The organism is Paenibacillus ilasis (genome assembly GCF_043195395.1).
In the GTDB taxonomy this organism is placed as follows: domain Bacteria; phylum Bacillota; class Bacilli; order Paenibacillales; family Paenibacillaceae; genus Paenibacillus_AQ; species Paenibacillus_AQ lautus.
In genome coordinates this window covers 1618321-1630668 of sequence record NZ_JBHDJG010000001.1, presented here as the reverse complement: position 1 = coordinate 1630668, position 12348 = coordinate 1618321, and the positions used below count along the sequence as shown (strand labels likewise).

Here is a 12348-nt window from a genome sequence, read left to right as displayed (position 1 = left end):
CAACGATGACGATTGGGGAATAACCGTGAATACAGACCTTCAAACGAAAACAAAACCTAAATTCAGCAAAGACTACACCCTTCATTTAGCAACCATTTTTCTCGGCTTTATCATTTTCGGAATTTCGGAAAATATTAAGGGGCCCGCCATTCCAAGGATTCAATTCGATTTCCACCTGGATGAAATGCAGATCGGCACCTTGCTATCGCTGAACGCGCTCGGGTACTTGATTGCCTGCTCTTTCACCGCGCTGTTAACCCGGAAGATCGGGATCAAGTGGGTCAGTATGGCTGCCTTCGGTTCGATGGCCATCTCGGGTGTGTTCATCTTCCTGTCGCACAGCTACCCGATGTTTACCGCATCCTACTTCTTCATGTACATTGGAAACGGTATGCTGGAGATCGGCCTCGCCATTTTGGCGGCCCGGATCTTTGTGCGAAACACAGGCACGATGATGAACCTGTCCCATTTCTTCTACGGAATCAGCTCAACCGTGGCACCAATGATTGCATCCGGCCTCATGACGGTAACCGTGTTTAATCACACGCTGGACTGGCGGGGCATGTATCTGGCCATGCTGATGTTATCCATACTGCCGATGATACCGGCACTCATGAGTAAGTTTCCCGGGGACGATCTATCCGAAACGGAACGAACTCCGCTCAAGTTATTAGTTAAAGATCCCGCGCTGTGGCTTGTTGTCATGATTCTATCCTTCGGTGTCGTATCGGAGATGGCCGTTGGCGGTTGGCTCGTAAACTTTCTTGAAAAATCGTACAAATGGGAACCTACGGCTGCAGCCGGGATGCTGTCCGCCTTCTTCCTTTGCTTCTCGGCAGCACGCCTGCTGCTTGGCCCAATAACGGACCGGATCGGCTTCACGCTGTCCATTATCATCCTGTCCGCGTTGACCGGAGTATGTACGTTTGTCGCGATCTTTGGCGGGGAATCCTATGCCTTCCTGTTCGCGGCTGCAGGCATTGGAATTGCTCCGATTTATCCAACGGTCATGGCTCTAATTGCCAAAAGATATCCGAAAGAGAGCGACACCGCGATTACGTTCATCGTTACCATGATGGGAATCGGCAGCGTTATCGGCAATTACGCAATCGGAGCGATCACGAACGGATTCAAGCAAATGTACGGCAGCGGAACAGAGCTCGGTTTGCTGCGCGGGCTGCAGGCCGGCTATGGCTTCATCGGATTGTGTGCCATCCTATGCTCACTCTTTGGCATCATTCTGTACCGTTATTTAAAAGTCCGTAAGCAGTTGGTCTAACCCTATGATTCCTTGAAACATAAAAGGGAGCCCTCTCATGACCACAAGAGGGCTCCCTTTTTATTCATTACTATCCTTTGTCTACCCACACCCTAATTAGCCCAAGTCGGGTTGATCGACAAGTTCGATGCTGGCTGTTTCGGTATGATGGAGTTCAAACACCAAGATTTCATTGCGGCCCTGCTTCAGCAGTGGTCCAGGCAGATAAAGCGCAGCCTGCGGTCCCTGTTCCCAGTAACGCCCCAGGTTAAAGCCATTGACCCAGACCACTCCTTTTCCCCATCCGTCCAAGCGGATAAACGTATCTCCAATGTCATCCACCGCGAATTCACCCCGATAGAAGGTAGGACGATCCTGCGTTTCAAGCGGACCCTCCAGCGGTTGAAACGGTGCCGCATTCGGATGTTCAAGCGGCAAAGGATAGATGCTCCAGTCATACAGGAACTGGTTGTTCATCCGGACTCCCTCGGTGATCCCTTTATAGTCCTTCAGCTTCGGGCCGTAATTAATACGCCCCATATTCTCGACAACGATCTCCAGCTTCGCGCCGGCTGCCGGAACATCGATCTGCAGGGCTTGGGGATTCCAGCGTTCAACCGTCCCCTGATACTTACCGTCCAGGAATACCTGGGCCCGGTCATGCACCTCTTGCAGATACAGCGATTCTCCTTGACGAGGTCCGGAGATATCCGTTGCATAAACGATGAAGCCATAGCTTTGACCCAGCAGTTCCATCGGTACAGGTGTCGTACGTTGCACCGGCTCGGATAGCACCGGCAGATGCTCCAACAAGTCGGCATAATGGGTCATGCGAACCGAACCATAGCTTTTTTTCTTGACGGGCTGAGGCAGACTTGGGAAATCGGAGGGCTCTTTCCCCTGATGCTTCGCAATCGTGCTGCGAATGGCCTCGAATTTAGCTGTTACATCCCCGGACTCCGAAAGAGGCGCATCATAATCGTAGCTGGTTATCGTCGGCTCATACTTCTCGTGAAAATTCGCCCCGTTATAAAATCCGAAATTCGTTCCGCCATGAAACATATAGAAGTTCACGGATGCATTCAAGTCCAGCATCTCCTTGAACACAGCGGCGGCATCTTCCGCGTCCCGGGTATGATGCGGTTTCAGCCAATGATCAAACCAGCCATTCCAGTATTCCATGCACATCAGAGGGTCTTCCGCGCGATATTCCCGCAGTTTATCAAACGCCTCCTTCGTTCTTGAACCGAAATTGACGGTGGCGAGCACGCCCGGAACGGTTCCGCCTTGCAGCATGCCGTCGGTGGGACCATCCGAAGTGAACGACAATACATCTACGCCCCGCTTGACCAAGCCATCCTTCAAATACTCCAGATATGCCGTATCATTTCCGTAGCTCCCGTACTCGTTCTCGATTTGCATGGCAATCACCGGACCTCCCTTGGAGGTTAATAACGGAACCAGCCGCGGAATCAGCTCATCATAATAATGATCAACCTTCTCCAGAAACACCGGATCCATGCATCGGAGATGAATATCCGGATACTGCAGCAGCCAGGACGGAAGCCCTCCAAATTCCCATTCGGCGCATATGTAAGGGCTCGGCCGAAGTATCACATGCAGCCCGAGATCACCGGCGATTTGGACGAATTTCTCCAAGTCGGCGATGCCATCAAACGCAAATTGTCCTTCCTTGGGTTCATGCAAATTCCACGGAATATAGCTTTCCACGGTGTTCAATCCACAACTTTTCAGCTTCATCAGTCTGTCTTCCCAATATTCCGGTACGATCCGAAAATAATGTACGGCACCTGACAGAATCTGTATCGGCTCATCCCCGAGCACGAACTGTTGATTAACCGCTTTCAATTGAGCTTTCATATCCTGTTTCCTCCCTGCTCGTATCATTTCGCTTGCTATTGTCATCATCTATCAAAACCTCGTGCGGCTCAATCTCCAAATGGATCATTCTTTATACCTTTTGTGCCGAATTTTCCAATTCGCATGATCCTATTATGATAAAATAGATGGCATAATCAATGGAATCTTCGATGCCAAAGGAGCCTGCCCATTATGGATATCGCTTTTCGCTTTCCCAATATGATTCACACGCTTCAGGTAACGGGATGCCATTTTGATTCCCAGCCGCCCGGCTGGAGTTATCCGAGGCATCATCATCACCTGTTCGAGCTGCTGTACTGTCTGGAAGGCGAGGTCCTGCAGGAAATTCATCGGGAGTCCTTTACGCTGCGGCAAGGGGAATGGCTTCTGATCAAATCCGGGGTGCCCCATCAAACAACTAATCTGGCCAACAGACCGTATGGATACTTCAATGTTCATTTTGATCTCGATGATCAGGAAATTCGGAGCTCATTGTCCGCTGCCCCTTACCGCCACATTCGTCAACAGGAAAGCGAGCACAGCAATCTGAATACATACGTAAAAGAGCTGGAGGGGATCGTTCGGCGCAGTCAGCCGGCAGCCCAATCGCATCTCTCGGAGAATCCGAGAGCCGAATACAATCTTACCTTTGAAGACAGACTGCTGCTCCAATCCTATACATTGCTTATCATCCACGATGTGCTCTCTCTTCTGAAGGTGCAGGACCAAGTCAAGCTGCCTTCGTCGACACAGGCTGTATCAGGCTCGCACAAACCGCCTTCCTTGCTTGCTGCCGATGCAGCGCATGCCATTGAAGAGAAACTATCATCGGGGCTCACAGAGGAAATCTCTGTCGCAGCGGTATCCAAAGAGCTTAATTTAAGCCGCAGCCAATGCAGCAAGTTGTTTCGCCAGGTTTACGGAATATCACCAAGACAATATATCAGCCGTCAAAAGCTCACCCTAGCCAAGGAGCTGTTGGTCACGACCCATCTGCCAATGACGGCGATCGCCGACAAACTCGGATTTCGCTCAGCCAGCCACTTTTCAAGGCAATTCCGCCGCTGGACCGGGCAGTCGCCGACGGAATACCGTCCAAAACACTAAATAGTGGAATTTAATTATTTTTAGTAAGTTACTTGACAATTAACAGCATTGTTGAGTATGATACAAGCTATAGTTTCAGCTATACAAAAGTTAGTTGATAACAAATCTAAAAATAATAATAAGGAGCTGTTACCATTCATGCGTAGTTATTCTTCTACGGGTACTTTCATCATTCGGGTTATTCTGGGAGTCATCTTTTTGGCTCACGGTTTGGATAAATTCCAGAGCGGCATCGGAAATATCGAGGGCTTTTTCGCCAGTTTGGGAATCCCCGCATTTATGGCAACCATTGTGGCCATTATCGAAATTGTGGGGGGTATTGCACTGATTATCGGTTTGGGAACGAGAATTGCCTCTCTTGTTCTAGGCATTGTGCTTGTCGTTGCTATTTTTCAGGCCAAGCTGGGCATGGGCTTCCTGGGTGGCTATGAATTGGACATAGCGCTGCTGGCAATGGCTGTTCACCTTGCCCTTAGCGGCAGCAGCCTGCTCTCGGTTGATTCGTTGTTCAGCAAGAAGAATAAAGCCTAAAGTAATCGCAAAGGCTCGCCGGTAATCCAGGCGACGACCTTATGAAAAAAGAGCCGTACTTGACGATCAGTCTCCCATGACCCTGATCCAGGTGCGGCTCTTTTTATAACATGTTATGAAAACTGCTCTAAAGATAATGGAAGTTCTCCCATACTAATAAAAGCCTGCTCCCACGATCCATCCATGAGAGCAGGCCTGACTATAATTTGCTATGAAGCGCTACTGGCAACCGACCAACGGTCTTGCCCCGGATAAGGGCATCGCTTGTCTTTCAGCTTTGCGGTGATCTGTACGATGCAGCCGCACAACGAACACGTCGTGTCCCCTTGCAGCTTAGGACAAGAGAAGCACGCACGCAGACGGGCATCATACTCACCATCCGACACGCACCGGTCAGACGTAAACATAGGAGAAGATAGGACGCGCGTAATTTGTTCCTCGTTAACCCGGTAATCGTCATGACAACCTTTACACCGATTATCCGCCATCCCCTTCGTTTATCCTGCCGTGATCTCGAGAACGGTAACGGACATCGGTGCCAGCTTGGCACGCAGAACGTCGCCTTCCTGTTCAAAAGCATGGAATGCAGCCGGCTTCAGGGTCTCCGGCGATTCAAAGGTGTTATGAGCGTCCAGTGAATCGGAGGCAAGCTGCCGGCCTACGATCTGGGATACCGCTCCGCTTAATCCCCGAAGCTGAATCGTCACATCACTTTGCTCCACATGGCTCACATTACACAGGCTCACATGGATTTTGCCGGCTTCATCCCTGGACGCCGTTACGGATACTTGCGGAATCTTCTCGCCGTCCATTTCATAATCGGCGCCACTGTAGTTGGTAGCCAAACGTTCTGCATCCTGATGCACTTTATACATATCAAACACATGATAGGTTGGAGTAAGAATCATCTTCTCGCCTTCGGTTAAAATGACGGACTGCAGTACATTGACAATCTGCGCAATGTTCGCCATGACCACCCGATCATTATGCTCGTGGAAGATATTCAGCGTTAAACCCGCCACCAGAGCATCACGGATCGTATTCTGCTGATACAGGAAGCCCGGATTGGTGCCAGGCTCAACGTCAAACCAGGTCCCCCACTCGTCTACAATGAGGCCGATCCGCTTGTTAGGATCATACTGGTCCATGATTGCCGAATGTCTTGTAATCAATTCATCCATATGAAGCGCCTTCTTCATCGTGGTGAACCATTCCTGTTCGCTGAATCCGGTAGCAGCGCCTTTGCCCGTCCAGAATTCGCCCGGAATCGTGTAATAGTGAAGACTGATGGCATCCATGAACGGATGCGCTTCTCGCATCACGATTTCCATCCAGCGGTAATCATCCACGTTCGGGCCGCAGGCAATCTTATAGATCTTGTTGTCGCCATAGTTGCGAACATAAGTCTGATAGCGTCTGTACAGATCCGCATAATACTCCGGTCGCATATTGCCGCCGCAGCCCCAGTTCTCGTTCCCGACGCCAAAATATTTGACATTCCATGGCTTCTCGCGGCCATTCTCCTGGCGCCATGCGGCCATCGGCGACACGCCATCAAAGGTCATATATTCAACCCATTCCGACATTTCCTGCACGGTGCCGCTGCCGACATTGCCCGATATGTATGGTTCACAACCCAGAAGCTCGCAGAGACGCAGGAATTCGTGGGTGCCAAAATGATTGTTCTCCACAACGCCGCCCCAGTGCGTATTGACCATTTGCTTCCGATTCTCCCGCGGACCGACGCCGTCCTTCCAGTGGTACTCGTCGGCAAAACAACCGCCGGGCCAGCGCAGCACCGGTATGTTCAGCTGTTTCAACGCCTCCAGCACATCATTGCGGATCCCTTCCGTGTTCGGAATCGGTGAATCCTCTCCCACCCACATCCCCTCATAAATGCAGCGCCCCAGATGCTCGGAGAAATGACCATAAATATTGCGGTTGATTTTGCCTTTGGATAAATCCGAATGAATGGTAATAACATGACTCATAACTTATTCCGCTCCTCGCTGTTTTTTTATAGATATTTATATGAAACAGTTTAATAATCTTTAAAACAATGATATCGACCAAACCGTATTCCGTCAACCCGAAATTTAAACGCTTTCACGAAATAGCCTTATTTTCAGCACAAAAAAGACCGGCCCAACGCCGATCTTCCGATCGAGCCTGGGCCGGTCACTTATTAATGCGTCGCCCGAATTAAAAATTCCCGGGTCCGCTCTGCCTTCGGTTGGTTAAATATTTGATCCGGTGTTCCGGCTTCGACGACCTGGCCGTTATCCATGAAGATAATTCGGTCAGCCACTTCCTTGGCAAAACTCATCTCATGCGTCACGATGACCATCGTCATATGCTCCTCGGCCAGCTGCTTGATAACCGCCAGCACCTCGCCGGTCAGCTCGGGATCCAGCGCCGATGTCGGTTCGTCAAACAGCATGATGTCCGGATTCATCATCAGTGCTCTCGCAATGGCCACGCGCTGCTTCTGTCCGCCCGACAGATTCCCCGGGTATACATCTGCTTTATCAGATAAACCGACCTTCTGCAGTAGCGCGGCGCTGTTTAACCTAACCTCTTCCTTCGATTGTTTCTTCACATGTCGGGGCGCCAGCCCCAGATTCTCCTGTACCGTGAGATGGGGAAACAGGTTAAAATGCTGGAATACCATGCCCATCCGGGATGTGATCGCTTTGATCTCCGGTGAGCTGGTATACACGCCATCCTTTACGAGATATTGATCCTGCAGCTTGATCGAGCCGCCGTTGATCTCCTCCAGATGCACCAGGCTCCGGAGCATGGTGCTCTTTCCCGAACCGGAAGGTCCGATGACGGCAATCACTTCATTCTTCTGAATCTCAAAGCTGACGTCCTTCAGCACGTCCAGCTGGCCGAAGGATTTTTTTACATGGGTTACTTCAATAATTGCCATTACACGACAGTCCTTCTATTCATATTTGAATCGGCGTTCCAGAAACTTAAATAACATGGTTAACACTAGCGTCATTAGCAGGTATATAACACCCGCAATGAAAAACGGCATAATCGTAAAATCGCGATTGACCGCCGTATAAGCGAAGTGCAGCAGCTCCGGTACCGCCACTGCATACAGCAGCGCCGTATCTTTCACCAGCGTAATGGATTCGTTGGATACCGCCGGCAGGGCTACGCGAAACATTTGGGGCAGAATCACTTTCGTGGTCGTTTGCCAGCGGTTCAGGCCCAGCACCTTGGACGCTTCATATTGACCCTTATCAATCGCCAAGAGGCCTCCCCGGAAGATTTCCGCAAAATAAGCGGCATAGTTTAGCACAAAAGCCAAACATGCGGCTACAAAACGGTCCAGAACGAGATACTCTCCGATCACGGGCAGCACTGGCAGCCCGAAACAAAAGAACAACAGCTGCAGCAGCAGCGGGGTACCACGAAACACATAAATATAGGCATTGGCCAACCAAGCCAGCGGCTTGATTGCGCTTCGAACCATTAACGTGAACACAAACCCGAGCGGGATAGAGACCAGGATAGCAATTAAAAACAACAGTATCGTGGTCTGTGCGCCCTCCAGCATCGGTTTGCCGATTTGAACAATGTAATCCATACTCATATACGTTAACTCCTAATGGAAAAACTTCTTGAGATGCTTGAAGTTCTTCAAAAATATCGTAGACCCATGGGGAACACAAAACCGGAGCCTTTGGTCAAAGTCCGGTTTCTTGGAATACCTATGGAAGGATGAATACCATCCTTGTGAAGCATTTTACTTCAACACTTTGTTTTCGCCAAACCATTTCTCGGAAATCTTGGCTGCCGTACCATCGGCATTCATTTCGTCCAGTGCTTTTTGCAGGCTTTGAAGCAACTCCTCGTTGCCTTTTTTAACCCCGATCCCGTACTGCTCCGGCGCCAGGGATTCCTCAAGAATCTTATATATTCCCTCTTCCTTGGACATGAAGTATTTCATCACGACTTCGTCTATGACCACAGCCTCTACGCGCCCATTCTTCAAATCGCTCAGAGCCAGCATATTATCAGGGAATTCGTTGATCTTCTTCACTTGCGTGTGAATCTCGTTAGCACTTAACGCATCGGCAGCTGAAGATAGCGACTGCAAACCGATCTGTTTGCCTGCCAAATCGCTGATCGAAGTTATATCCGAATCAGCCAGCACGGCGACCACCTGACTGTTCTCCAGATAAGGCTTGGTGAACAACACTTTCTCCTTGCGCTCATCAGTGATGGTATAGCCGTTCCATATCAAGTCAATGCGGCCGCTGCTAAGCTCAGACTCCTTCGATTTCCAGTCAATGGGCTGGAACTTAACTTCCTTGCCCATCTTCTCGGCGGCTGCACGAGCATAATCGATATCAAAGCCGACAATTTCATTGCTCTCGTCACGAAAACCCATCGGCGCGAACTTGTCATCGATCCCGACAACCAGCTCATTACCACCGCTTGCTGAGCTTGAACAGCCGACAACGGTTAATAAAAGCATGAAGCCTGCTAATACTGATGCTATCTTTTTCACCAAAAAATCCCCCTCGTAGACATTAAACGCAGCCATATTCAGGATGTAGAGGAATCCGTATCCTATGCAAAACTGCTTTTTCGCTTTAGTACGTTATCAAGACTCCATGATACCATATTAGCAGAGAAGAGTCGATAGTTTCATAGAATGGCCAATTTTCAACATCCGATATGAAATTTATGTATTTTCATCCTATTTTAAGGTTATTTTAAGGATGATTTCAGTTTAGCGGGAAAGAATGAAGAACTGTAAGACTAACATCTAGAAAGGCGGTAAACAACAATGACAACCCACTTGAAGTCAGTGAAGCGGCTGGTGCTTGTCGCCATCGCTGTAGTCATGGGCCTCGCTTATCTTCCCGTCTCGGTCTCGGCGGAACCGATCGGACAGCAAACCGAATCACCGGCTGTTCCTTCTTCCAAAGACGAACGCGGGCAACATAAACCCGGTCATATGTTCAAGGCAATCTCCGAATTTCTGAAGCTGGAACCGCAAGTTCTTCGAGATAAACTCAAAACCTCGACGCTCGCGGAGATCGCCAAGGAACAAGGTATATCTAGAGATGCCATGAAAGCCAAGATCGTTGAGCTGTTGAAGGATAAAATCTCCTCGCATCCGAAGCAGCTGGGCAAATCCATCGATTACTCCGCTGCGGCTGACAAGCTGCTTGACGCCAAAGGCGGATGGCATCAGCAGCGGATGCACCAGCGTCATGGCCGGCTGATCTCGGATAGCGCCGAACTGGCCAAGCTTCTGAAGACGACACCGGAAGCACTCAAGCAGTCGCTCCAATCCGGAAAATCACTGGCTCAGATCGCGAAGGAGCAAGGCGTGCCCGTCCAGTCCGTCATTGATCAACAAGTCGAGGCACTCACGAAGCGCCTGGATCAGAAGTTGACCGAAGGCAAGCTGACGAAGGAAGAATACGAGGATCGCAAATCCAGAATTGCTCCATTTGTCAGCGATGTGGTGAATGGCAAACTCAAACCGATGAAACACAGCCGGTAAAGTTCCCGCTTGCGCTTGACCCTTTGGTCATTGGATAAGAGAAACGTCTATCGACGTACTTTCTCAGTAGACAGACCGCATGTAGCGGAAGTTTTTCTTACGAGATAAGGATGCTAAGCCACGGATGTTTATACTTTCTTATCTCTTAACACAAGAGCCGCTCCATCGGTTAGGAATAACCAATGGGAAGCGGCTCTTTATCATTCGTATATTCTATTTATCATCCATATTAAGGCACGTATTGTTGGATCATCTTCACAACGACGCCATCTTCAATGGTGATATGAAACGGAAACCATTTCATGTCTACGATATCATCCTTTTTGTAGATGTTCGTGAATTTGTCCAGGCTTACCATCTGGTTCCAGGAAATTTGAGCATCCTCATACCGTCCGGTATGATCGTACAACTGAAGCAGTACTTCTGCATCGTCTGCCACAGGAAGTTCAATCTGTTCTTCCGTATCGTTTACGATATAATAGCCGTCCGGAGCCTCCGTCATCTCAGGGTCCTGCTCCCGTTCGCGGAACACCTGATTCGCTTCTTCTCCCTCGTACCATTCAATCGGATCGACTTGCAGATAGACTTTGCCGTCTCTAATCTCAAGCCCATTGATATAGACAGCTTCCTGATTCGAAGCTTTCGGAACCGGCTCATAATTGTTGCCTGAGGCTACGCCAACGGTTGTCATCATGATCAGTACCAGCAGCATCATTGCTCCCAATTTCCAAGCCGACTTCTTCATCTTCTCATCGCTCCCTCTTCATCCTTCTATTGAATAGATTCAGCTCGTGAACCCGACCCGACATTGTTCATTAAACATGATTAACCCAATTCCTGGATATTTGAAACGTATATGTATTTTATCATTTATATCTTTATTATAAGAGCCCACTTGGTAAAAAGGATGTCAATTCGATGTAAATTCATTACAATATTTCAATCTTCGTAAGCGCTTAAGTATGGGAACGATGAAGGATCTTCTGTTATGGATGAACCAGGAAACACCCACAATATAAAACAAGCCCACCCCGCTGATTCCTCAGTCGATGGCAGGCTTGTTGATACTCACCCTATATTATTGATTGAATGCTTCGGTCAGAACAGGAACGATCTGCGATTTGCGGGAAACCACACCTTTAAGAAGGGCCTTGTTCTCTGACAGAGACACATTATATGCTTTCTCAACAGCTTTGGACTCTTTACCGAGTGCAAGAGCGATCGAATCGTTGTTCAGGATATCCGTCACAACGAAGACGAACAGGTCAAGATTTTTGTCGGCGATAATCGCTTGAATCGCATCTTCGAGTTCGGCTTGACGGGACAATACATCATTGGTATCGACCGCGTTAACCTGGGCGATTTCCACTTTGGCTCCGCCCATTTGGAATTCCTTGGCGTCCAGGGAGATCAATTGCGCGATGGTTTTGTCGCTCAGATCGGCACCTGCCTTGAGCATCTCCAATCCATAGCTGTCCGCATCCACGCCAGCGATCTCAGCCAGCTCGCGAGCTGCTGCGATATCTTCGTCCGTGCAGGTTGGGGATTTGAACAACAAGGAGTCCGAGATGATGGCGGACAGCATCAGGCCAGCAATTTCTTTGCGAACGGCCACACCTTTTTCCTTGTAGATCTTGTTCAGAATGGTAGCTGTGCAGCCGACAGGCTCAGCACGGTAGTATAACGGATGGCTTGTCTCAAAATTCGCGATGCGGTGATGGTCGATAACCTCAATCACGCGAACCTGATCAATGTCGCTTGCGCTTTGCTGACGCTCGTTATGGTCCACGAGAATAACCTCTTGCGCTTCGTTTGCAACCGTCTCAACGAAACGAGGTGCTTCTACCTTAAAGTAATCGAGCGCATATTGCGTTTCACCGTTAACGTCTCCTAGACGTACAGGCTCGGCGGAAAGGCCGAGCTGGTTCTTCAAATCAGCATAAGCAATAGCAGAGCAGATCGTGTCCGTATCCGGATTTTTGTGTCCAAAAATTAATGTTTTAGCCATGTGTAATGCCCCTCTCGCAACAAGAAT

At 49.2% G+C, this 12348-nt stretch carries 12 protein-coding genes; 4 read left to right on the top strand and 8 right to left on the bottom strand.

The window, feature by feature from the left end; all coding sequences use genetic code 11:
- Positions 1-25: 25 nt before the first annotated feature.
- A complete protein-coding gene (locus tag ACETK5_RS07875) occupies positions 26-1279 on the top strand; it encodes an MFS transporter (RefSeq protein ID WP_326113120.1) in 1254 nt (417 codons plus the stop codon).
- Between the two features lie 96 nt (positions 1280-1375).
- Here ACETK5_RS07875 and ACETK5_RS07870 read toward each other — a convergent pair whose 3' ends face one another.
- A complete protein-coding gene (locus ACETK5_RS07870; protein ID WP_394054966.1) occupies positions 1376-3139 on the bottom strand; it encodes a glycoside hydrolase family 35 protein in 1764 nt (587 codons plus the stop codon).
- Between the two features lie 192 nt (positions 3140-3331).
- Here ACETK5_RS07870 and ACETK5_RS07865 point away from each other — a divergent pair, with 192 nt between their 5' ends.
- Positions 3332-4246, top strand: coding sequence for an AraC family transcriptional regulator (locus tag ACETK5_RS07865; RefSeq protein WP_100537891.1), 915 nt, complete (start codon positions 3332-3334; stop codon positions 4244-4246).
- 138 nt (positions 4247-4384) lie between these two features.
- Positions 4385-4777, top strand: a complete 393-nt coding sequence (locus ACETK5_RS07860) for a DoxX family protein (RefSeq protein WP_394054964.1) — start codon at positions 4385-4387, stop codon at positions 4775-4777.
- A gap of 209 nt (positions 4778-4986) precedes the next feature.
- On the opposite strand, the gene ACETK5_RS07855 is transcribed toward ACETK5_RS07860, so the two are convergent.
- The 5 genes from ACETK5_RS07855 to ACETK5_RS07835 all read right to left on the bottom strand — a co-directional run bounded on the left by ACETK5_RS07855 (position 4987) and on the right by ACETK5_RS07835 (position 9305).
- Entirely contained in the window at positions 4987-5184 is a 198-nt protein-coding gene (locus tag ACETK5_RS07855) for a DUF6171 family protein (protein ID WP_326120360.1), read from the bottom strand.
- A 90-nt stretch (positions 5185-5274) separates the two neighbouring features.
- A complete protein-coding gene (locus ACETK5_RS07850; RefSeq protein ID WP_394054962.1) occupies positions 5275-6768 on the bottom strand; it encodes an alpha-N-arabinofuranosidase in 1494 nt (497 codons plus the stop codon).
- A gap of 194 nt (positions 6769-6962) precedes the next feature.
- Positions 6963-7709: an amino acid ABC transporter ATP-binding protein gene (locus tag ACETK5_RS07845; protein ID WP_394054960.1), complete on the bottom strand. Its 747-nt coding sequence runs from the start codon at positions 7707-7709 to the stop codon at positions 6963-6965.
- A 15-nt stretch (positions 7710-7724) separates the two neighbouring features.
- Complete coding sequence (locus ACETK5_RS07840; protein ID WP_100537897.1) at positions 7725-8384, bottom strand: amino acid ABC transporter permease; 660 nt, start codon at positions 8382-8384, stop codon at positions 7725-7727.
- Positions 8385-8537: 153 nt separating this feature from the next.
- Positions 8538-9305: an amino acid ABC transporter substrate-binding protein gene (locus ACETK5_RS07835; protein ID WP_394054958.1), complete on the bottom strand. Its 768-nt coding sequence runs from the start codon at positions 9303-9305 to the stop codon at positions 8538-8540.
- Positions 9306-9587: 282 nt separating this feature from the next.
- Between ACETK5_RS07835 and ACETK5_RS07830 the strand changes: the two genes are divergently transcribed.
- The gene (locus tag ACETK5_RS07830) at positions 9588-10313 is read left to right on the top strand and encodes a hypothetical protein (protein ID WP_100537899.1); all 726 of its coding nucleotides are present in this window, start codon (positions 9588-9590) and stop codon (positions 10311-10313) included.
- A gap of 229 nt (positions 10314-10542) precedes the next feature.
- Here ACETK5_RS07830 and ACETK5_RS07825 read toward each other — a convergent pair whose 3' ends face one another.
- Positions 10543-11058 carry a hypothetical protein gene (locus tag ACETK5_RS07825; protein WP_100537900.1) on the bottom strand — a complete coding sequence of 172 codons (516 nt, stop codon included), beginning with the start codon at positions 11056-11058 and terminating at the stop codon, positions 10543-10545.
- A 333-nt stretch (positions 11059-11391) separates the two neighbouring features.
- Positions 11392-12321, bottom strand: coding sequence for a manganese-dependent inorganic pyrophosphatase (locus ACETK5_RS07820; protein WP_326113111.1), 930 nt, complete (start codon positions 12319-12321; stop codon positions 11392-11394).
- Between the last annotated feature and the right edge of the window lie 27 nt (positions 12322-12348).

Bases quoted from the DNA above. Each gene is read 5' to 3' on its own strand.
- ACETK5_RS07865 (WP_100537891.1), top strand. From the start codon at position 3,332: ATGGATATCGCTTTTCGCTTTCCCAATATGATTCACACGCTTCAGGTA.
- ACETK5_RS07825 (WP_100537900.1), bottom strand. From the start codon at position 11,058: ATGAAGAAGTCGGCTTGGAAATTGGGAGCAATGATGCTGCTGGTACTG.
- ACETK5_RS07855 (WP_326120360.1), bottom strand. From the start codon at position 5,184: ATGTTTACGTCTGACCGGTGCGTGTCGGATGGTGAGTATGATGCCCGT.
- ACETK5_RS07870 (WP_394054966.1), bottom strand. From the start codon at position 3,139: ATGAAAGCTCAATTGAAAGCGGTTAATCAACAGTTCGTGCTCGGGGAT.
- ACETK5_RS07820 (WP_326113111.1), bottom strand. From the start codon at position 12,321: ATGGCTAAAACATTAATTTTTGGACACAAAAATCCGGATACGGACACG.
- ACETK5_RS07845 (WP_394054960.1), bottom strand. From the start codon at position 7,709: ATGGCAATTATTGAAGTAACCCATGTAAAAAAATCCTTCGGCCAGCTG.
- ACETK5_RS07850 (WP_394054962.1), bottom strand. From the start codon at position 6,768: ATGAGTCATGTTATTACCATTCATTCGGATTTATCCAAAGGCAAAATC.
- ACETK5_RS07830 (WP_100537899.1), top strand. From the start codon at position 9,588: ATGACAACCCACTTGAAGTCAGTGAAGCGGCTGGTGCTTGTCGCCATC.
- ACETK5_RS07860 (WP_394054964.1), top strand. From the start codon at position 4,385: ATGCGTAGTTATTCTTCTACGGGTACTTTCATCATTCGGGTTATTCTG.
- ACETK5_RS07840 (WP_100537897.1), bottom strand. From the start codon at position 8,384: ATGAGTATGGATTACATTGTTCAAATCGGCAAACCGATGCTGGAGGGC.